Source organism: Pseudomonas akapageensis (assembly GCF_011355085.1).
GTDB classification, from domain to species: domain Bacteria; phylum Pseudomonadota; class Gammaproteobacteria; order Pseudomonadales; family Pseudomonadaceae; genus Aquipseudomonas; species Aquipseudomonas akapageensis.
In genome coordinates, this window is record NZ_VXCP01000034.1 from 115800 (window position 1) to 138362 (window position 22563).

The 22563-nt window shown below is 56.8% G+C and carries 13 protein-coding genes and 1 pseudogene; 6 read left to right on the top strand and 8 right to left on the bottom strand.

Annotation, left to right across the window (positions count from 1 at the left end; translation table 11 throughout):
• Positions 1-149: 149 nt before the first annotated feature.
• A complete protein-coding gene (locus F2S13_RS20590) occupies positions 150-854 on the bottom strand; it encodes a glutathione S-transferase N-terminal domain-containing protein (RefSeq protein WP_166364198.1) in 705 nt (234 codons plus the stop codon).
• A 265-nt stretch (positions 855-1119) separates the two neighbouring features.
• On the opposite strand from F2S13_RS20590, the gene F2S13_RS20595 reads away from it, so the two are divergent.
• The 3 genes from F2S13_RS20595 (at position 1120) to F2S13_RS20605 (ending at position 5553) form a co-directional block, all read left to right on the top strand.
• Complete coding sequence (locus tag F2S13_RS20595; RefSeq protein ID WP_166364200.1) at positions 1120-3102, top strand: methyl-accepting chemotaxis protein; 1983 nt, start codon at positions 1120-1122, stop codon at positions 3100-3102.
• Between the two features lie 192 nt (positions 3103-3294).
• On the top strand, positions 3295-4515 hold the full coding sequence (locus tag F2S13_RS20600) for an MFS transporter (protein WP_166364202.1): 1221 nt from the start codon (positions 3295-3297) through the stop codon (positions 4513-4515).
• A gap of 51 nt (positions 4516-4566) precedes the next feature.
• A complete protein-coding gene (locus F2S13_RS20605) occupies positions 4567-5553 on the top strand; it encodes a class I SAM-dependent methyltransferase (protein WP_166364204.1) in 987 nt (328 codons plus the stop codon).
• Here the strand turns inward: F2S13_RS20605 and F2S13_RS20610 are convergent.
• From F2S13_RS20610 to F2S13_RS20635, 6 genes are all read right to left on the bottom strand, one after another.
• Complete coding sequence (locus F2S13_RS20610) at positions 5485-5862, bottom strand: nuclear transport factor 2 family protein (protein WP_166364206.1); 378 nt, start codon at positions 5860-5862, stop codon at positions 5485-5487. The two genes, F2S13_RS20605 and F2S13_RS20610, sit on opposite strands and share 69 nt — an antisense overlap.
• A gap of 65 nt (positions 5863-5927) precedes the next feature.
• Positions 5928-6887 (bottom strand): quinone oxidoreductase family protein, encoded by a 960-nt coding sequence (locus F2S13_RS20615; protein WP_166364208.1) that lies wholly within the window; start codon positions 6885-6887, stop codon positions 5928-5930.
• A gap of 37 nt (positions 6888-6924) precedes the next feature.
• On the bottom strand, positions 6925-8949 hold the full coding sequence (locus F2S13_RS20620) for a mechanosensitive ion channel family protein (protein ID WP_166364258.1): 2025 nt from the start codon (positions 8947-8949) through the stop codon (positions 6925-6927).
• A gap of 217 nt (positions 8950-9166) precedes the next feature.
• Positions 9167-10165, bottom strand: coding sequence for a sulfate ABC transporter substrate-binding protein (locus F2S13_RS20625; RefSeq protein ID WP_166364210.1), 999 nt, complete (start codon positions 10163-10165; stop codon positions 9167-9169).
• A 94-nt stretch (positions 10166-10259) separates the two neighbouring features.
• Positions 10260-11084 (bottom strand): ion transporter, encoded by an 825-nt coding sequence (locus tag F2S13_RS20630; protein ID WP_166364212.1) that lies wholly within the window; start codon positions 11082-11084, stop codon positions 10260-10262.
• 154 nt (positions 11085-11238) lie between these two features.
• Positions 11239-12450, bottom strand: a complete 1212-nt coding sequence (locus tag F2S13_RS20635; RefSeq protein ID WP_166364214.1) for an NHL repeat-containing protein — start codon at positions 12448-12450, stop codon at positions 11239-11241.
• A 341-nt stretch (positions 12451-12791) separates the two neighbouring features.
• On the opposite strand from F2S13_RS20635, the gene F2S13_RS20640 reads away from it, so the two are divergent.
• Together F2S13_RS20640 and F2S13_RS20645 are read left to right on the top strand one after the other, a co-directional pair.
• A complete protein-coding gene (locus tag F2S13_RS20640) occupies positions 12792-12995 on the top strand; it encodes a cold-shock protein (protein WP_166364216.1) in 204 nt (67 codons plus the stop codon).
• A 106-nt stretch (positions 12996-13101) separates the two neighbouring features.
• Entirely contained in the window at positions 13102-13326 is a 225-nt protein-coding gene (locus F2S13_RS20645) for a cold-shock protein (RefSeq protein WP_166364218.1), read from the top strand.
• On the opposite strand, the pseudogene F2S13_RS20650 reads toward F2S13_RS20645, so the two are convergent.
• Positions 13293-13774: pseudogene (locus F2S13_RS20650) on the bottom strand (ion transporter); the annotation flags it as partial. The gene F2S13_RS20645 and the pseudogene F2S13_RS20650 overlap by 34 nt on opposite strands.
• A gap of 351 nt (positions 13775-14125) precedes the next feature.
• Here F2S13_RS20650 and F2S13_RS20655 point away from each other — a divergent pair.
• Entirely contained in the window at positions 14126-22477 is an 8352-nt protein-coding gene (locus F2S13_RS20655) for an RHS repeat domain-containing protein (RefSeq protein WP_166364220.1), read from the top strand.
• The last annotated feature ends 86 nt before the right edge of the window (positions 22478-22563 follow it).

Here is a 22563-nt window from a genome sequence, read left to right on the forward strand (position 1 = left end):
AACTGCTCCTGGGCAAATGACCGGATTGTAGCGGTATTGCAGAAAGACCGAGTCGCCTGCATCGCTGGCAAGCCAGCTCCCACAGAGGTCTGCGGTCTACCCTGTGGGAGCTGGCTTGCCAGCGATGGGGGCACCGCGGTATCGCCGCTTCAGCTGGCCGCAGGAATGGTCAACCCACGCTCCACCGCCGGCCGTGCCAGGAACCGCTCCAGCGTACGCGTGACATTGGGGAAATTCTGGATACCCACCAGCTCACCCGCTTCATAAAAGCCGATCAGGTTGCGTACCCAGGGGAAGGTGGCAATGTCGGCGATGGTGTAGTTGTCGCCCATGATCCATTCCCGGTCTTGCAGATGCAGATTCAGGACATTGAGCAGGCGCCTGGATTCTTCAACATAACGATCGCGCGGGCGCTTGTCCTCGTAGTCCTTGCCGGCGAATTTGTTGAAGAAGCCGAGCTGGCCGAACATGGGGCCGATCCCACCCATCTGGAACATCAGCCACTGAATGGTCTGGTAGCGGGCGGCGGGGTCCTGGGGCAGCATCTGGCCGCTTTTTTCGGCCAGGTACAGCAAAATCGCCCCGGACTCGAACAGGGGCAAGGGTTTGCCGCCGGGACCATTGGGGTCAATGATGGCCGGGATCTTGTTATTGGGATTGAGCGACAGAAACGCCGGCGACAGCTGGTCGTTGCTGTCGAAGGCCACGCGATGGGGTTCGTAAGCCAGCCCGGTCTCTTCGAGCATGATCGAGATTTTCACGCCATTGGGGGTCGGCAGCGAATAGAGCTGAATCCGCTCGGGGTGTTTTGCGGGCCATTTGGCGGTAATGGGGAAAGCGCTGAGATCGGTCATTGAGGGTTCCAGTCAGGCGTTCTGAAGGGGGGAACGGGTGCCCATGCATTTAAGACGGCATCAGCGATGATTGCACAAAATACCTGTTGGTCCAGATTCCTGAACGCTTGTACAACAAGTAGCGGTCGGCCAATTGCGAGGCCGCTTTGACCTCGATATAGTGGCGCGGGGCCATCAATCAAGTGGCGCCAAAAACCTGTGCCTTGGCGCTGCCGGTTGAAAGGCTGGCGCGTCCGGGTTCCAACTGCCTTGTGGAAAACGCGTCATGCCCAACCGCTCCCTTCACTTCAAATTATTCTGGACCGCACTCATTGGCGCTTTTGTGGTGATGGCCCTGTTGCTGGGCTCCATCGCCTATAGCGCCTATGGCTCCTCCAGGGAAGCTGCGGCCAAGCTGGTCGATGCCACCGTCAAAGCCAGTGCCAGGGAAGTCGAAGGCAAGCTGAGCAAAGGCTGGGTCGTCGCGGAATCGGTGGCCAACAGCGCAATGGCATTGCAGCAACAACATGCCGACCGTAAAACCGCTGACGCGGTGACGCGTCGATTGTTCGAGGCCAACCCCGAGCTGCTTGGCCTGGGCCATTACTGGGAACCGAATGCCTACGATGGCCAGGATTCCGAACACGCAGGTCTTCCAGGAAACGACGCCAGCGGGCGTTACCTGGTCTACTGGAACCGCGCCAAAGGCTCGGTACAGTCGGAAGCCTTGACCGGTTATGCCCCGGAAACAGCCGACAATCAGTTCTATTACCGGCCACTGCGCAGCCGCCAGAGCTGGGCCACCGAACCTTACACCTACACCACCGAAAGCGGTCAGCACTTGCTGCTGATGTCCATCATGCTGCCGCTGTTACAGGACGGCAGGGCCGTCGGGGTTGCCGGGGTCGATATTCCCCTGGAGGGCATCAACAAGGCGTTGGCCAAAATCAACCTCTACAAGGGCTATGCGGCGCTGCTGTCTTCCGACGGTCGCTATGCCAGCCACCCGGATGCCCAGCGCCTGACGCAACTGGATGACCAATTGCCGGCTGCCGCCAAAGACGCCATCAAGGCTGGGCAGACCTATCAATTCCAGCGCGACGGCTGGAGCTATGTGCTGCACCCGGTACAGATCGGCAATGCCCCCAATCCGTGGGCGTTGATGGTTGCCTACCCGTTGACGGAGGCCATGGCCGATATCAACCAGTTTCTGTATCAGGCGGTCGGCATCGGTCTGGCGGCCTTGCTGCTCCTGGCGCTGGCGCTTTGGACTCTGCTGGGATGGCAGATTCGCCCGCTGTCGGGCCTGACCCGCGGCATCCAGGCCTGGGAAGGCGAGCTGGGCCTGCGCTTCGAACAGCGCAGCGGTGATGAAACCGGCAAGCTGGCGGGCGCGTTCAACCAGTTCATCCAGCGCCTGGGCGACCTGGTCGGCTCGATCCGCAGCAGCACCGGCGCCTTGATGGAGGTTTCCCATAATCTGGACCACACCACCAAGGCCGTGGCCGAGCGTGCTTCGGCGCAGCACACGGCCACCGAAGAAATGGCCAATGGCGTGACGGCACTGGCGCACTCGGTCACCGAGATGGCCCAGCAGGCCGAGGACGTGGAGCAACTGGCGCGCAATACCGAGGCCCTGACCACCAACATCGCTCAGGACATGAATCTGACCGTGACCGAGATCACCCGCATCGATCAGACCATGGGCACGGTCGCAGGAACCGTGGGCGATCTGGAAAAACGCTCGCAGCAAATCGCCGGCATTCTCGATGTGATCCGTGGCATCGCCGAGCAGACCAACTTGCTGGCGCTCAACGCCGCCATCGAAGCGGCCCGCGCCGGCGAGCAGGGCCGTGGCTTTGCCGTGGTTGCCGACGAAGTCCGCCAGTTGGCCGAGCGCACCAGCCGCTCCACCGGCGAGATCGGCGAGATGATCGGCGCCATCGGAACCGACGTGCGCAACACCGTGGAGAATGTGGAGCAGGTGGGGCAGGCGATGCGCCAGGGCGTGGTCCAATTGTCTGCTTCGGCCCAGGGGGTGGAGCAGATTCGCGAGCATGCCCAGGACATCCTGATGCGGATCAGCGAAGTGGCCCGCCAGACCCAGGTCCAGGCGGCCACGGGCGAAGAGCTGTCGGTGGCGATCCAGGGAGTGAGTAGTATTTCCGAACAGAATGACCATGCCATTCGCGGCTTGTTGGAACAGTCCACGAATTTGCGTGATCAGGCGAGTTCGTTGAGTCAGCAGTTGGGGCAGTTTCGTGATTGAGGCTTAGCCCGTGAGGGCCTTATCGCTGGCAAGCCAGCTCCCACAGGTCCTGTGTACATCACAGAACCTCTGTGGGAGCTGGCTTGTCGGATCGCCGCACCGCAGCGATAGGGCCATCAAATTTGTTCACAAATCCACTCGACAACATGCTAGAAGCTTCACCTGAAAATCCAGCATGTAAAGAGTTTCCAAATGCCCACCCGCAACACTCCGACCGAAAAAGTTTCCAGCAAGCTTTTCGGTGTCTTCTGCCTCGGCAGTTACCTGCTCTCCCTGTCCTACGGTTCCACCTTCCTGCTCTCGCTGCTGATCGGCTCGCGTGGCGGCAACGAGCACGATGCTGGCACTGTTATTTCGGCGGCCATGCTTAGTACCTTCCTGGCCGTCATCTTCTCCGGACACCTGTCGGACCGCTTCGGAGCTGCGCGTTCCATTGCCCTGAGCGGGTGCCTGCTGATCGTCTCCACCCTGGGCTTTGCCATGGTTCCCGGCTATGGCAATGGCTTGTTGTGCTTCGGCTTGACCCTGGGGCTCGGCTGGGGAGTGTTCTACACCCTGGGGCCGATCATCGTGGCGATGCTGGTCGAGCCCCTGCAGCGGGCCAGATACTTTGCCCTGCTGTCGGGCAGCATGATGTCGGGAATCGGCTCAGGTCCCTTGCTCGGGCGGCTGGCGACTTCCCTGGGGTATCCGGTGACCACGGCCTTTTACATCGCCGCGCTGGCGAGCGCCCTGGGGGCGATTATTTTCTGGCAGCTGGCGCCTCGCTTGAACGCTCGGCCGAATCAGATGGGCGCTACCGCGGTTTCCCGGATATCGCTGTCCTCGGCCCGTGCGGTGCTGTCGTCCCGTGCGGTGTTCCCCATCATCATGGTTGGCCTGGGTGGTTGCGTGTTTGGCGGCTTGTCGAGTTTTCAGACCAGCTATGCGGCCTTGCGCACCCTGGATTATTCGCTGTTTTTCCTGGGCTTCATGGGCGCCGCGATCACCAGCCGCATGCTGATCGCCAGCATCGTGGTCAAGCGCGATCCCTATATTGCCTCCTGCGTGTTGTCGGGATTGATGGTGGTCTCGGTGCTGATGTTTCAGCTCCTGGTCAGCGATGGTTTCAGTTACTTGCTGGCGGCGATCATCCTCGGGGTCGGCTATGGCCTGACCTATTCGGTGATCAACGGCCTGGCTGCCAATGAGGCGCCGGCCGGCAGCACGTCGCAATCCCTGTTGCTGTTCAGCCTGGCCTATTTCGTGGGGGTATTCGGCTTTCCGCTGCTGGCAGGCAAGCTGATCGTCGAGCAGGGCATGCCGGCACTGCTGTACACGGTGTTGGCGGTAGCTGTCGGCAACTGGCTGATCACCGTGGGGCGCCTGGCCTGGCGCAGCAGCCGAGGGAAGGTTGCAGCGAAACCTGCCTGACCGCGCCCGGAGCGATTAGAATGCGCGGCCACGAATGACTGATTGCCCGCCATGAACCCCGATGCCATTGCCCTCCTGCAACAACAGCTCGACGTCGCGCTGAGCCCGGCCCCCGAAGAAACCCGCCGCCTGTTCCATGGGCGTGGCAGGTGCTGGCCGGGGCTGGAGCACGTCACCGTCGACTGGTTGCAGGGCGTTGTCCTGGTAGCGCTGTTCCGCGAGCCGCAAGCCAGCGAACTGGCCGATCTCAAGCAGATGCTGATGACCTTTAGCCAATCATCCACCTGGCAGCAAAGCGGGGCGCACACGCTGTTGCTGCAGCACCGCTACCTGCTGGAGAGCACTACAGAGTGGCTGCTCGGCGAAGAAGTGGATGAGTGGCTGATTACCGAGGGCGGCCTGCGTTTCAAGCTGGACCTGGGCAAGAAGCAGAACACCGGCCTGTTCCTGGACATGCGCTATGGTCGCCGCTGGGTCCAGGCCCAGGCCCGGGGCAAGCGCGTGTTGAACCTGTTCGCCTACACCTGCGGCTTCTCCGTGGCGGCCATCGCCGGCGGTGCCGAGCATGTGGTGAACCTGGACATGGCCCGGGCGGCCCTGAGCCGTGGGCGCGAAAACCACCGGCTCAATGAGCATGATCTCGACCGCGTGAGTTTTCTCGGGCATGAGCTGTTCAAGTCCTGGGCCAAGGTCAAGAAATACGGCCCGTATGACCTGGTCATCATTGATCCGCCCTCGTTCCAGAAGGGCAGCTTTGCCTTGACCAAGGATTACCAGCGCGTGCTGCGCCGGCTACCGGAATTGCTGACCGGACAAGGCATTGTACTGGCGTGCGTCAACGACCCGGCCATCGGCCCGGACTTCCTGATCGAAGGCGTTGCCCATGAGGCGCCGAGCCTCAGGTTCGAACAACGCCTGGAAAACCCGCCCGAATTTCCTGATGCGAATCCGGACGGTGGCTTGAAGGCGCTAGTGTTCCGGATGGTAAAAGTACAGCTTGTTGACGATGACCCAGGCGCCGTCGATCTGCAGCAGTGACAGGTAATCGGTGAATCTCAGGCCCATGTAGTCATCGATGATCTTGACGGCGGCCGCGTCGCCCGTGACATCGACCGACTGTATTTCCCAGAACGGCTTGGTATCGCTCGGCGCCGGGCCTTCGGCCTTGATGGCCGCGACGAATTCATCCAGCGACAGCCACTCGAGATCGCCATGGTAGTGCCCGATAATGCGACAGGCGGGGTGAAAGGCTTGCCGCAGCAGGGGTTCGTCGGCATAAACCATGCCGATGACGTAGTTGCTGATGACAAGATCGATGTCTGTGTTGTCTGAGGCGTGAATGGACATTTCATTCCCTCCTGACGTTGATTGACCTCGCATCCAAGGCCCGGTCAATCAATAAGAATAGCGCGTCAGAACGTCAGCACGATCCGCTGCGTCGTATCGTGCCCCCAGGCGCGCTCCACCTGGCTCAATTCAATGGGGTGCGCATCGATTTTCAGTTGTGCGGGGTCGATGGCCTGCAATACCTTGCCGACGATCTGCACCAGCCTCTCGTGGGACACACTGCCCAGCCCACTGCCGAGCAATTCGAGCCCCGAACTGCGCAGCGGGCCGGGCGTGAGGCTGATCGTCGTCCCGGCCAGCGAGCCGATATTGACGAAGCGTATGCGTGGCCCTGCCTCGCTGCTGCCATGCCCGGTGGCGGCGTTGAGGAAGCATTCGGCAGGTAGGCCCCAGAGGTAATCGAGGACGATATCCACGCCGGCGCCGTTGATTTCGTGCTGGAAGATTTCGACCAGTTTTTCGCTGGGTTGATTGAGGGCAATGAAGGTGTCGGCGCCGAGCGCGTGCAGTTCATCTTCGACCGCAGGGTTGCGTGCGGTCGCGATCACCCGGGAAGCGCCCAGGTGCTTGGCGATCTGGATCGCCAGCCGGCCGGAGGTGCCGGCAGCGCCGTTGACCAGCACCGATTCGCCCGGCTGAAAGTGCGCCCGATCCGCCAGCGCGGCCCATGACGACATCCCCGGGTTGGCGATGGCGGCGGCCGTGAGGTCGGTCACGCTGGCGGGTATCGCCACGCAGTTGACGGCCTTGACCGCCACCGTCTGGGCCATGGCGCCAATAGGCGCCCGGGGGAAGGCAAAGTAGACCCGGCTGCCATCCGCCAGCCGGCCGACGCCATCGGCGCCCGGGACGAAGGGCAGGGTCTTGCCGCTGCTGTAGTGCTTGCCGCTGGCCTGGGCGCGTACCAGCTGGCTCAGGGCGGCGGCCTGGACCGTCACCAGGACTTCATCGGCCTGGGCGGTGGGGGCGTCGATTTCGCCGAATTTTGGCGGTTGGTCGAAGGCGTGAACGATGGCGGCTTTCATGGAATGGGGACTCCTCTGCGATCACTGCGCCAGGCCTTCAAGCGATCTCGCCGGACCTGGGCAGTTGCGTCTGCGGGTAATACTGGGCGAAATGGACCTTGTCGGTCTGGTCCACCAGTTTTTTCAGGCGTTCATTGAAGGCGCGATTGATGCCGTACTGCCCACCGGAAATGGTGCGAAATTGCGCGGTCAGGGTGATGCCGTTGAGGTCCATCTTGTCAACCCCGAACACTTGCAGCGGCCCTTGCAGGTTGTGCTTGAGCAGCGGATCGTCGGTGATCGAATAGCCGACCTGGCGAATCATGTCCAGGGCCGTATCGATGTCGCTTTCATAACTCACTTGCACGGAAAAGAAAGCATAGGCGAACTGCCGCGACTGGTTGGTGACGGCCTTGATCTGGCCGAACGGCACCGAGTGTACGAAGCCCTTGCCGTCGCGCAGGCGCAGGGTGCGGATGGTCAGGCTTTCGACGGTACCGGCGTGGCCGGTGTCGAGCACCACCCAGTCGCCGATGGCAATGGTGTCTTCGATCAGGATGAACAGCCCGGTGATCACATCCTGCACCAGTTGCTGCGAACCAAAGCCAATGGCCAGACCGATAACACCGGCACCGGCCAGGAACGGCGCGACATTGATGCCCAGGTTGGCCATGGTGGCGATTGCGCAGATTACTACCAGTATGACCTTGGTGGCATTGCGCAGCATGGGCAGGATGGTTTTCGCCCGGGTGCTCGGCTGGCGACTGCCGCGCCGCCCGGCCGGGGGCTTGAGGGCTTGCTGGATGGCGGTGTCGATGACCACCCACAGCAGCCAGGTGACCAACAGGACCAGGCCGATGCTGCTCAGCGAGTTGCTGATAGCGCGGGCCAGCGAGTTGCTCAGGGCGAAATGGATGACCGAGACGCCCCAGATCCGTCCCAGCAATTCGATGGAAGCGATGGCCAGGCCGATCCGCAGGGCGGCATGGTTCAGGCTCAGCAACAACTCCTTGTAGGGTTGATCCCGTTGTTCGACTGCTGGTGCGGGCCCCTTGAACATATGCTCGAACAAGGTACTGAGAAATACCGTGGCGATGAGCAGCAGGGTGGTCAGCAAAGCGTTCTGCAACACCCGCTGGCTTTCCTGGCCGGCACCGATCAGGTCCACCGCCGACACCAGGATCATCAACAGGATCGGGTAATACCAGAGGCTGGAAAAAATCCGCAGGGTTTCCTGTACCGCGTGGTTCTGCCGGCGCTGGTCGAAATCGCGATTGCGGATCAGGTGCGCCACCGGCCTGCGCAGCCGGATCACCAGTACGGCAAAAGCCAAGGTCGCCAACAGTCCCGCCAGCACGGCAATCGTACTGGTGACATTGCTGCCCAGCTGTCGGGCGATCTGCGGGCTGGTCAGGGCATCGCTCAAGGCCACCAGAAAACCGATCAGGAACAGTGGCCGCGGCATGGTGCGGCGGATGATGGCAACGGCTGTGCGCCGGTGCCCGGCGTCGAATGCCGTGAGCAGGCACAGCACGATACAGTTGAAGATCAACCCGCTGCTGGTGGCATACCCCAGGCACAGGGCCAGCCCGCGCGCCGGCGAGGGCTCGAAAAAGCGGCTGGCATACAGCACCAGGGGCAAGCTGATCATGGCCGGCAGTATGTAGTGCAACAGATAGCCAAACAGGCGTTGCGCACGTGGGCGCTCACGCAACAGCGCCTGGCGGTTGGCGTGGCGGGTCAGCATCCTCCCCACAAGGTTCAACAGGAAAAAGGTGCCCAGCCAGATCAACGAGAGCAGGACGAAGTCACCCATCAGGCTGAGCGTCGAGCGTGACGATGGCTGATTGACCCACTGATCGATTTCATCGGCGGCGCGATCGGCACGCAGGCGCCAGGCATCGATCACATGCCCGTCCAGCGCCAGGCTGCGCTGTATATCGTCCAGGCTCGACGAGACCGCCCCCAGCAAACCACCCTGCACAATCACCACCGGCTCCTTGGCCGGTGAGGCGGGGGGCGGTGCTTCGGCATAGGCGTTGGAGCCGAGCATACAGCCCAGCAACAACAGCGCGTTGAGCATCGATCTGAACACGGCCCGGGTCACTCCTGTGAAGTCCTGCTGGACAGAAGATACTGAGGAACTGATCAGAAAGGATAGGGGAAGTTCGCAGACCTCGTTCCCACGCTCTGCGTGGGAATGCATCCACAGACGCTCTGCGTCAGGCTCGGGAATGTCGACGCGGAGCGTCTGGCGCGGCATTCCCACGCAGAGCGTGGGAACGAGAGTAGCCTGGACGTTACTGCCCGCTATAAATCTGGTCGAAAACCCCACCATCATTGAAGTGCGTCTTCTGCACCGTACGCCAGTCGCCAAACGTCTTCTCCACCGACAGGAAATCCACTTTCGGGAAGCGATCGGTGTACTTGGCCAGCACCGCCGGATCACGCGGGCGCAGGTAGTTGGCAGCCGCAATTTCCTGGGCTTCAGGCGACCACAGGTACTTCAGGTATTCCTCGGCAGCAGCACGCGTGCCTTTCTTGTCCACCACCTTGTCGACCACGCTCACCGGCGGCTCGGCTTCAGCCGACACGCTCGGGTAGATCACTTCGAACTGATCGCGACCGAACTCGCGGGCAATCATCTCCGCTTCGTTCTCGAAGGTCACCAGCACATCGCCGATCTGGTTGGTCATGAAGGTCGTAGTCGCCGCGCGGCCACCAGTATCGAGCACCGGCGCCTGCTTGAACAGCTTGCCGACAAAGTCCCGGGCCTTGTTTTCATCGCCACCGTTCTTCAGCACATAGCCCCAGGCCGAGAGGTAGGTGTAGCGGCCGTTACCCGAAGTCTTCGGGTTGGGCACGATCACTTGCACGCCATCCTTGAGCAAATCTGGCCAATCCTTCAGCGCCTTGGGGTTGCCCTTGCGCACGATAAACACCGTGGCGGAGGTAAACGGCGCGCTGTTGTTCGGCAGGCGGGTCACCCAGTTCTCCGGCACCAGCTTGCCGTTGTCGGCCAGGGCATTGATGTCGGTGGCCATGTTCATGGTGATGACATCAGCCGGCAAGCCATCGATCACCGAACGCGCTTGCTTGCTGGAGCCGCCGAAGGACATCTGCAGGGTGATGTTCTCGTTGTGCTCGGCTTGCCAGTGCTTCTGGAAGGCGCTGTTGTAGTCCTTGTAGAAGTCACGCATCACGTCATAGGAAACGTTGAGCAGGGATGGAGCGGCCTGGGCAACGCTGCCCAGGGCCAGGCCGGCGGCCAGGAGCGAGGCGCTGAAAAGTTTTTTCACTGCGCAATCCTTTGTAGTTTTTTTAGATGAAGGCATACAGCCCGCGACTATAGCTCCACAGGGTTAGTCGCAAAAAGATCAAAAAGTGCTTTGGTTATTCTACTTTCTTGAACAGCGCATTACCGCAACGCGAGCAGAAGGCCGCCCCGTGCTCGTGGTTGTCCTTGTGGCACACCGGGCAGAGGTGCTGCAAGCGTTCACCCTTCATGGCATTGGCCAACTCGGCGGTGAAAATGCCGGTAGGCACGGCAATGATCGAATAACCCGTGATCATCACCAGCGACGACAGCACCTGGCCCAGCGGGGTCTTCGGCACGATATCGCCAAAGCCGACGGTGGTCAGGGTCACGATGGCCCAGTAGATCCCCTTGGGGATACTGGTAAAGCCATGCTCGGGGCCTTCGATCACATACATTAACGTGCCGAACACCGTCACCAGCGTCGAAACTCCGAGCAGAAACACCGTGATCTTCTGCCGGCTACCGCTCAGGGCTGACAACAGGTAATTGGCCTGCTTGAGATGCGGGCTGAGCTTGAGTACCCGGAAAATCCGCAGCATCCGGATGATTCGGATGATCAGCAGGTACTGGGCGTCGGCATAGTAAAGGGCAATGATGCCCGGCACGATGGCCAGCAGATCCACCAGGCCGAAGAAGCTGAAGGCATAACGCAACGGCTTGGGCGAGCAGTACAGGCGCAGCAGGTACTCGATGGCGAAGATCCCGGTGAAGCCCCATTCGATGCCGGCCAGCAGGCCTGCGTAGTTGCGATGGATGCCTTCGATACTGTCCAGCACCACGGTGATCAGGCTGGCCAGGATGATCAGCAGCAGGACACTGTCGAAGCGGCGGCCGGCGACGGTGTCGGTCTGGAAGATGATGATGTAGAGCTTTTCCCGCCAGGTTTGGGGTTTGTCCATGGAGGTTTGTTCCGATTGCTTGTGTGGACAGACTAGGGGGAGAGAGGACGAATGCGCAACTGGGTTGGTACCCACCACGTTGAATAACGGCTGCAATTGCAAAAAAATGTCGGCGCCCATAAAGGGAGCCGACGTGTATCGTTGGATAGGACGCTTAAGTCAATACACCTGCAAGAAATTGGCTACCGACGCCGAGCGCAACAACACGGCCACGGGTTGGTTGAAGTACGAACGGGCCCACGTTTCCATTGAAGGGGTTAGCCCATCCATCAGTGCCGAAGGCTAGGTCCAGCTCGCCCGTTGCAGCATCCAGGCGCCCCAATCTATTTGCCGAAATAAAGGGCGGCGATAACAGATAGAGTTTCTCGTCGTATACAGTAAAAGCGTTATTATAAGTCATAAAACTTTCACTATAACGCGGTACGCCGCCATTGAAGTCTGGATCTGGACGGCCTTTATTTGTAAGCCGGGTGATCCATCCTTTGCTTCTTGGTATTTCATAGGCAGCATTACCCACCACCAGAATTTTTCCCTGATAAATGCATAGGCTATTTGCTGCGCCGATATTGATGGGGCCATCGCTACCAGCATTATCAAGAAACCAGGCGCCGCCACTGCCAAAGGTTGTGTCCGGCACGCCATAGAGATCGTACTTGAAAACGGCAGCATTGTTATCCAGGCGCCCGGACATTAGCAGGCGCCCTTCATGGATCACCATGTGGCTTACGCCAATATATTGGTCCGCGTATTTAAGCTCCTTGACAAGAGAAGCCTCCCCTGCTGCAGTAATCTTGAATAGACGGCTGTCGGTAGCATAGAAGGAACTACCGTCTTCCATCATGCTTGCGGCGAACAAGGTTGTTTCACCTTGCGAGGCTGGATTTGTGCATTGCCATTGACCCGCCGAGTCCAATTTTGTAAAAGCTTCTAGTTCATTGGTTGGTGGGTTTTTGCGCGGAATGCTGCAGTACCCATTTACACCAAAGCTCAAGTCCGGTTGGCCGTTCTCCTGGCAGCGGAACACGACGTACTCGCCCAGGTAATCGCCGTTGTTTTTCGTAGTTCTACAAAAGCATTGAACACCACCTTTTGGCAATGCATGCAACCATTCGATACGTGATGCCCAATATTCGTGAGGGATGTTTTCTAGGACACAGTCGAACCCGGTATCCCTGACACCATCGACGGAAAACCTGATGATAACGAACTTTTCTTGTTTGAGATCATAAGTAGCTACAATAAAACGTCCGTCCGATAAAGTCGCAATGGCCTGCGATCTCGTGAGGTTGGGATCAACAAAATATCCATCCTTGGCAAACGTGGGGTCGATAGTGCCTGGTGACCGTGGTGCCGATTGGGTGTTCATTTTTACTCCTCGGTTTCTGAATAACCAACTGTGGAGTTCAAGATTCTGAGTGAGAATACCTCAATTGACTACTGTCAGAATTGCTAGGTTCTTTACGAAGATTAATGTTTCAATTGCCGTGCTTGTGCGTATCGAGCGCTCGCAGGCTTGAATGTCCTTCTTAGGCTTAGTTGTATGAGTCGATCATGAAGTCGTGTCGCTGTCTACCTATCAGATCTGACAGTACCGTCGGTCGACTCTGTCGTTGACTGGTGGCTATCTTGCGGTTTAGCTAATTATGTCAGTGTGGGCATACACCGCTAGCTCGCATTGTAATAAAGTACTTCGAAGGGAACAGGATAATGGCTATTGGAACGGTTAAATGGTTTAACGATGAAAAAGGTTTTGGTTTTATTACGCCGGACGAACCAGGCGACGATTTATTCGTCCATTTTCGGGCCATCCAGTCCGAAGGATTCAAAAGTCTAAAGGAAGGGCAAAGAGTTTCTTACGAATCTGAGAAAGGTCAAAAAGGCACACAGGCGAAAGATGTAAAACTAATTTAAAACGTGTTGTGTCAAAATTTGACCCTGCGCTATCTCATCTGGTAAATGTCCCCTTGATGAATTGAATTATGCAAGGGGGCGGCTTATCGTTAAAGAAAGGACGGTCATGTCGAAACAAGTCAGCGAACAATACGACTCCGCCAAAGGTGGGTTTGGTTATATAACAGCCCATTGTAACGGCGCGGATATTTTCTTTCGTGTCAGGTCTGTCGAGGACGGCGGCCCTGCTATAAAAGAAGGCCAGACCGTTACTTACGAGTTGATGCAGGGTAAGGATGGGCGGTATTACGCTATTAATATTGAAATCGTTGATGACCCTGATTGGGAGTAGTCCGTGATCTTCTGCCGACTGCCGCTCGAGGCCGACAACAGCTAATGAGCCTGCTTGAGATGCGGGCAGAGTTTGAGCACCTGGAAGATCCGCAACATCCGCATAATCTGCAAGTACTGGGCCCGGTATAGTAGAGGGCAATGATGTCCGGCACGATAGCCCATAAACCCACCACCCCGAAGAAGCTGAAGGCATAGCACAAGGGCTTGGGCGAGCAGTTCAGGCGCAGCAGGTACTCGATGGCGAAGATCGCGGTGAAGCCCCACTCGATGCCGGCCAGCAGGCCTGCGTAGTTGCGGTGGATGCCTTCGATACTGTCCAGTACCACGGTGATCAGGCTGGCGAGGATGATCAGCAGCAGAACGCTGTCGAAGCGGCGACCGGCGACGGTGTCGGTCTGGAAGATGATGATGTAGAGCTTTTCCCGCCAGGTTTGGGGCTTGTCCATGGGTGCGAGATTCCGATTGCGATGGGGGAGAGTCTAGGGGGGCGGTGAGTCGAGATGATCACTGAAGCCCCAAGTTGTTGTCCTCTATAGTAGCGCAACAAAGAGCGATATTACTTCCCACTGCTGTATGAATATCCACCTGGCATTTCTGATAGCTATACATCCTGATTTACCAGATTTAACGTCTATTACCATCCGGTAATGCACTTTAATTCGGTTCAGTGCCCTTTCCGAGTGCGCGGAGAGTCAACGGCTTAATAATGTTCCAGCGTGCCATAGTTGGGCGCAACTGCGTGGACTCGCACCTGAAATTTTTGCTGGTCAGGCGCCTTGATTATCCAGGGGCGGCCTTTGCGCGATGAACTTATTCATTACAGTAATGATACTTATATTGAGTGTGAGGAGAGCGTTATGAGCAACTCAGGCCAATGGCTGCGCGGTACAGTGTCTGACCACAAACAGGTGAACGGTGAGAGTGGGGAAGATTACCCGCTGGTCTATCCGCATTTTCTGCACAGCGGCGACTACCTGCGACGATTGTTGACTCACGAATATGGCCTTCAATACCGCAAGCACGCCACCCCGGAACTTCGCGAAGGTGTTAGCGCATTAAACACACCGGAAGCGATCATAAGTTACTTCAATGACACCTTCGGCAGCGATTTCAGCGACATTGGCGAAGGCCAGGCGACTGAACCACTGTTTGGCGCCACGTTGCTCGATTTCTATTTGAAAAATGACATTGCGCGTATTCAGCAAGACTATCCGCAACCTGGGGTATCCACGACTGAAATGGCGCGGCGCCTGGCGGTATTGCAGAAAAACCCGCAGGCCGTGATCGAGGCCTACGACGATCGCTTCGAGAATATGCGCAACAGTACTTTCAATTGCGCGTTCGATGCCCATGACTCGAGCTTCGGTTACTCCTGCGCCGGCTCTTCGGTGATCTTCCGTCCTGTAGCCAAAGGTGAGGATACTCTCGCCGATGATGTCTGGTTGCTGCCCGGAGTGTTCTATCGCGGGGCTTACATGCCCGTGCTCGAGGGCGTTGAGGTATGGCTGGCGTCTTTTACCAGCGATATGTCGCGGGTCGAGATTGGCACTGCCTTCGCCAGTGGCAGCGACTACAAGGTGCGTTACCACTTTATTGTCGATACCCAAAAGAATACGGGTAAAACGCTGCACAAATTTCTGCGCGCCTTCGCGACGATCTTCGGTGGTGCCGGCACGGCACTGAGCATCACTGCCGGGGGTAACCACATTGCCGACGACGATAACCTGCTCCCCAGTATCCCCGGCACCCAGACCAGCAACTGGAACTGGACCCGCGGCACGGTGACCGATCATAAACAGGTCACCGATGAGCAGGGGCAGCAGTATCCGTTGGTATACCCAGAGTTTACCCGGCAATTCGACAGGTTTTTCCGCGACTACCTGCGCGGCGAGGTACCGGCCACCTTTTCTGTGTCGCCCTTGGCGGGCGAAGCAGAGCCATCGCTTGATAGCGATGACCGCTTGATCGCGTACTTCAACGAAACCTTTGCCACTGACTATTCGATTGGCACCCTGGCCGAAGCGCAGTTCGGGCCTCGATATCTAATTCCGCGATTTGACGCCCAGAAAGATAGCGAACTGAAAGGTCGCTCACCCTTGAGCGACAGTCAGTTCAACAACCGAATGGAGAGTTTCCGGCGTAATCCTCGCAAAGTGCTCGAAGCCTTCGACAAGCGCTTCGCCAACCTGGTGGTAGGCAAGCACTACGCGGCGTTGGCGGCGGCGGACTCGACCCTGGGTTATGCCAGTGCCGGTGCGGCGGTGTTCAAACTGACTGACAGGGGAGGCCAGCAAAAGGCCGAATGTGTCTGGCTGGTACCCGGTTTGGCCGATGAGTACACCGAGCTACCAGTGTTGGACGGCATCGAAACCTGGTGGGTACTGCTGAGTCCTGACAACGCGTTTGCTGATGTGGGCGTGCAACCGCTGCCGGCTGAAGCGGGCTGGACGCATTACAAGATTGTGGTCGATACCACGCGCAACAGCGGTCATTCGATCCATCAATTGGTCCACGGCCTGGCAGGCACCACGGATATAGAAGTCTATCGGGACGGTTACCCGCTGCTGGACAACGATGAGCTGGTAACGCCTTCTGTCGGTGAAACCGTATCGGAGTACGTAGAGCCCGAGTGGCCGGCTCCAGCCTTGTGGATGCGCGGGGCGATCGATAACTATAAAGAAGTGCACGGTGACGATGCGCACGACTATCGATTGGCCGCGCCGGAGTTCCTGGAAAAATCAGAGTACCTCTTTGAAATGTTGGCCAGAGGCGATTTTCCCGACTTCCCGGGCCTGCAGGGCGACGTTTTTGGCGATCCATTCTTGCGGGATAATAACGCGATCGCTCAGTTCATCCAGGACCACTATGGGTACCCGGTAGAGGAACAGAATTTCAGGGAAAAAGTCTGGGGCGATAGCGCTGGGGGCGACTACTTCTGGAGAGAGCCCAGTGCCCTGGATCGGTTGCAGTCGGAACTTGATCCGATCCTGTACGAAAGGTTGTTGCGTCTTCTTCAGCTCAATCCGGACATGGTGTTCAACGCCTACGATAATCGCTTCGCCAACTTGCGTGTTGGTAGAGACCTGGCCTCGCTCGATGCCGCGGACTCTACATTCGGCTATTCCTGTGCAGGGGATGTGATCTTTCAATTACAAGCTCCGGCTGAGGAAACGGGCCGTAGTTTGCAGGCTACATCACGCAGCGCAGACACGACAGCGACCAATATTCACATCGTGCCCGGCTTGTACGACGACAGCAAAAAACGCCCTTCTCTGGCGGGAATCGAGGTATGGACAGTCTCCGTCGACAAGGAAGGAAAGCGGGCTGAAGTGGGTATGACTGCACTGGATGCCACGGCCTATCCGACCCAGTTCAAGGTCATTGTCGATACCACGAAGACTACTGCGGCAAAACTTCACGAACTGATTAAAGGCAAAGTTACAACTGTCACGGAGATCAACCTGCACGGAGCAGCTCTGGCGAATGATACGTCAGTGATAAAACCTGCAGTCGGCGCGCTGCCGGATGTTGGTTTTACCGGTGATAGGCATATTTATATTGACCCGTACACCGGAAAAAGCAACTGGCATATACCGGTCGGGCGGTTGGTTGGTAGTGACGGTGTTGCTCCCGTATTTGAAGCTAGGATAGCGCCTAATCCTGTTATTGGTAGTCCCGAATTGATGCGTGTGATTGATTTTAAAAGAACTGAAGAAACTATAGGGAGTGGGAGTGTTAATGAGAGGGTTGTGAAGGTCCTGCAGTTAAATGAGCCGTTGCAATTGTCTGATGGTAAGCTAATTAAAGTAAGGTTTGAAAACGCAGAGCGAATAGAGGGTGAGGATTATGTGGTGGAGGATCGTCGGAGTGCGCTTGTTGTAACTCGCAAGGATGGAAGTGTTGAGGTGTTTAAGTTACATCATTTTGACTCGCTCATTGAAAAAGCTGCGTCGTCTGTAGGGGAGATCTATCTTTCGCGCTTGATTTCAAATTGTGGGCGAGAGCTAAAATTTAGCTGGAGTCGTAAAAAAAAGGAACCAAGGGCATTTCTGGATTCTGTTAGTGATGACGTCGGGGTATTGATGAGTCTCTCTTGGGCGGTTGATAATAGAGATCAAGTTCGGGGGGGGTTGGATAAACTTGTTTTGTTTTCAGGTTCGAATGATGAGGTATCATATGAATTCACAAGGGGAAGGGAGGATGGGCAAATCTCCGTTGGATCTGTAACGGAAGGGTATAGCCACTCCATAAAAGTGTCCGGCAAAGGTGTTTTGGATAAACGTCTCTATCTTATTAATCTCGAAGGGAAGGAAAAGTCTTATAGGATAAATAAACTTGAATTTGAGACTGTTCTGACTATTCCTCCTGCCACCACCGGAGCTAAAGCGACTGAGGAAAGACGCACACAAATCGAGTCCCTGACCTATCAAACCGACGGCAAGGTTTCAACCTATACCATTGCCCCAGGCGCAGGTATCGATGCCCTGACCGAAACCTACAACTACGACACGCAAAACCAGACCTCGGTCAACTGCTCACAAGGCTGGTTAAATGTCGGCAAACGAGTGCACACCTTCGAGAATGGCCGCCAGACGAAGGAATCCCGTGTTCTTGCAGGCGTGACGTACACGACTGAACAAAGCATGTCAGTCGACAAAACACGGCAGGTACTGACGGTCATTTCAACCCAGAAGATAGACAGCAATAGTGTCGAGCAAGTGGCCTACGAGCTCGACGCCCGTGGCAATCTGATCAAAATGATCAAGGGCGACGTGGTGACCGAGTGGACTTACTACAACAACTATCAAAAGTACCTCGTCAAAGAAGACAAGAAGACGGTGCACGATAAAAGCGTTTTCGGCTGGTTGCTCAAGCCGTTGGATTATCTCAATCCCATTGGGTGGGGTTTCCACGCGTTCGGTAGTTCGGGCTTGACCTGGGGGACAGGTGTCGATTCGACCGTCAGCATGAATGTCTCTGAAAACAATTACGCCAAGGTGGCGTTCGGCTTGCCTCTGGAAGTCAAGTATCCCGGCGATGTCGGTGGAAACAGTACTCATATTGAGTCGGAGTTTGTATACCTTAAAAAAGGCGACAAGGTTCACCCGCAACGCCTGAGCTACTTTGGTTATGGCAAATTGGAGTCAGCTAGCCAGAAGTCGGTTGGCAGGGCGCATTCGGTAGTGCCGAACCTGAAATTGACGGTGCTGGAGCCGGACTTTGAAAGGGTTGATATCACTAGTGAGCAACTTGCGGTCGCCAAGGCGGCGGCGAAGCCGATTCTAGACAGCCTGGCAAAACAGAAAGCAGCCGCCAAGACCGAGGAGGCAAAAAAAATCGGCGAAAGTATTGCCAGTCTGAATAAAAGCCTTGAAGCCCAAAGCAAAGTCTACGGGCAGGGCTTCAAGCTGAAAACCAAGGCAGCGGGCTCGATGCACGTCGAGGAAATCGCCTACCATACGGACGCCACCAATAAAGCCGCATTCGGCCAGGTCAAGTCGAACACGGTGTACTTGTTGGATGGCAACGGTACGGCGATATTAGGTTCAAGGACGGTCACAAACTTCGACTACACGGTCGATGCCACGGACAATCGCAAAGTCACGACCAAGGTAAGCGTAAAGGGAAGCAAGAAAGAGGTCGAAAAGCAGCCCGTAAAGGAGGACGGCAAGGATGTCGTGAAGGAAGTGGAGAAGGAGGTCTTGACGGCGGCGGCCACTTCCAGTCAGACCCGCTCCGGGTTCACTGGGCGTCTGATTGAAAGCGTTGATACTGAAGGCTGCACCACGACACTGACCTACGGCACGGCGGGGCTGCTGACCAAGGAAAGCGTCAAGCAGGGAGACAAGATCCTCCAGGAGACCGCGCACAGCGTGACGGTACTCACGGGTGGACGCTACCAGCACGAAACCCACAACACCCAATCAGGAAGTAAATCGCGTGTGGTCACCGATGTCCTGGGCCGGGACTGTGAAACCTGGTTAAGCGCCGATGGCACGACATGGCTGAAACGGACCAGCATGACCTACGATGCACGCGGTCGGCTTGCCACGGCGATCGAATATGACTACGACGGCACGGGTACCAAACACAGTACCCGTACAGTCAGCTGGATTTACAACAGCTCCGATAGCAAAAAATGCACCGTCAAATATGAGCTCAAGAATGCCGCCGACACGGAAGTCGATAGCAAGAGCCAGGTAATCGAAGTTACGGTGAACTCGCAGAAGGTCACCAGTGGGACCTTCACCCAGGAGCGCCGTTACGACATCAGCAATCGTTCGTTGACTGAAACCTTCGCTGCGGGCGGGACCACGGCTTACCTGAAGGCGGTGAGTAACTTTACGGCCGACGATCAATTGCAATCGGTCAAACAGTTTTCCGCAACCCCTGTCGCCGCCGTCCCCGCCTCCGGCTCGACTCCAGCAACTCCCGCGACTATCAAGGAAGTCGAGTTGGACAGCGCGGTATTAAGTTACACCGACGCTGGATTGGTCAGCACTATTACACCCAAGCATCGCAAAGCCACGTCCTACACCTACGACCGCTTTGGTCGGCAGCTCACCGAGACGTCTGGCAGCACTGTCCTCAGCAACACTTACTCCAGTGCAAGCCTGGCCGCCGTTGCGACGGCAGGCAGTATCAAGGAAGGCAGTGCCGCTGCGATAGCGCTGGGAAACCAGACGGTGGATAGCCTTGGGCGGCTTGGCAAACGGACAATCAACGGTGTCGAAAATGCCTTTACCTACAAAGGCGCCACTGATTGGACCAAAACAAGTGAAGTTGCCGGTCCCAAGGCGCTCGATGGCTGCACTAGCAGTTTTGATGAGAAAACCTTGATCTATAGCGAAAGCTGCCCGCATGTGGTCAAAAAGGATGAAACGAAAATTTTCACCTCTACCACGGCCTTGAGCCAAAGCGGCAAGGCCTTGAGTTTTACCGACGTGGCGGGTAACACCACGGAATATCAGTACGATGCCTACGGCCGTCAGACCGGTTCGAAAAGCAGCGTTTGCGAAGCGAAGTTCGAGTACGCCGACAATGGATTACTGCAGAAGGAAACCATCAAGGACGTGAAAACCAGCCAGACCATGACGGTGACGTATGGTTATGACCTACGCGGAAACGAAACTCTTCGCACTTTCACGTGCGATGGTTTTGATACCCTGAGCGTGGCGCGTGATCTTTTGGGAGATGGGCGCCTGAAGAAAAGCACGCTCAAAGTCCAGGGCACAGAGCGTCGCAGCGACAATTACAGCTACGACGATGCCAATCGCCTGAAGGAGTGGTCATGCAGCGGCGAGGACGCTCCTGGCGACCAGTTGGGCAAGCGCTACACCAAGCAGGTATTCAGCTACGACAGTTTGGGCAATGTGAAGTCGCGGGCCAATACGCTTGTTCCAACTCCAACTCCAACTCCAACTCCAACCCCAGCCCCAGCCCCAGCCGCAACCCCAGTCGCAGTTACAACGACTTCGACTTACGCCTACGACTCGACCAAGCCCGGGGCACTGATCAAATGGGACAATGATGTCCAGACAGTCGACGACGCTGGCCGCCAGACCAAATGCGCGGGCCGAGTCATTACCTACCATGACAATGGTCAGGTGAACACGTACGGCGTAACCAGCACGGCGGACCCGGAGCCTTATACCTTTAATTACGATGACCTTGGTCGTGTTCGCGGTACCACATTGGGCTCCCGCACGGAGACCTACCATTACCGTGCTAACAAGATCTATGCCTTGCACCAGATAAACACCAAAGGTAGTGGCTATTATGGCTGTTATGAGCGCAGCATTGTGCTGCTCAATGATAGCCCCGGATGTCTGCTGCAGCAGATATCCACCCGTGCAGAGGAAAATTCGAAAGATACCGAGTTGAATGGCACTTTCGAATTGCGTGATGCGGCGGGTAGTGTATTTGCCAGTTTAGACCTGTCTACCAAGACCATTAAATACTACAGCTACTTGCCTTATGGTTATCGCAGTCTGGATGTCAAGGCGGTGACCTGGCTCGGTTTCAAGGGCGAGCCGCTCAACCCGATGGCGATGTATTACCTGGGCAACGGCTACCGCATGTACGATCCACTTCTGCAGCACTTCCAGACGCCTGATAACTGGAGCCCGTTTGGTGCCGGTGGTGTAGCGGCCTATGTGTACTGTGGTGGTGACCCGGTCAACTTCCATGATCCCAGTGGTCATGCGGCGGTTGCTCAATACAGCCGGTGGGAAGGCATGCCGTTGATGTACACGACCGAGTTCCGTATCGCCGTTGCGGTATTGGGGGTTCTGGCAGCTCCCTTTACGGGAGGGGGCTCGTTGGCATTGGCGGTGGCAGCTACCGGACTTGCAATTATTTCGGCCGGCTTCGAGATTGCGTCTGCATTGTTGGAGGAGAGTGATCCGGAGTTGTCGCGAACCCTGGGGTATGTAGGATTGGGATTTGGCTTATTGAGCGCTGGCGTCGCAATGGGAGGGGCCAAGCTGGCAACAACTCAGATCCGCCGGGCAGGGGCAGCTAATGTGCGTGAGTACTCCCTTGGTGGAGGGCCAAGAAGCAGCGGAGTTACAGGAGGTGGGGCTGCGTTTGAGCATGTCATCGGAAGCCCTGGGGCTACACAACTAAAAATCATATCGCACGGTAGGAGGATCGCTCCACCCTTCGCTATGGGCTACAAAGGGCCAACCTCTTTGATAGCGCCAAAACAAACAACCATGAATTTTTATACTTATAACGGTTTTACCGCGGTGATTAACGAAGATTTTCCGAGGCTTACTATCGGAAGTGTGATCAGAGGCGAACGCAAGGTAATACAGTCCTATGTGCCGGGTGCGAAAGTCCCTAACTATGAGTTAAGGGAGATGGTTCCAAAGCTTAAGTCTACTGAGGAGATACCGGATCATCTGAGGGGGCCTTTCAGGTATGCGATGAGAAGACAAGCTGCAGATGCAAAAGTAGACCTTGTGCTCATCAATCAACCTACATCACTGAGTGAGGTGATGGACGAGTTGGCTGCGAGAGGTTACCACTATTCATCTGTTGATAACTTGTACTGCCGAGGGCCTCAACGTTTCGGTCTGTGGCCTGACTCCATGAAGAAAAAAATTGGTAAGATGATTTCAGCTTATGATGACAAGTATCACTAGGTAGGCGTGAAATAAATATTTGGCAATAGGCGAGTGCGTTCTTTCTGGTGGAGATATCGCGCTCCAGGTGGAGCGATCGCTTGTAA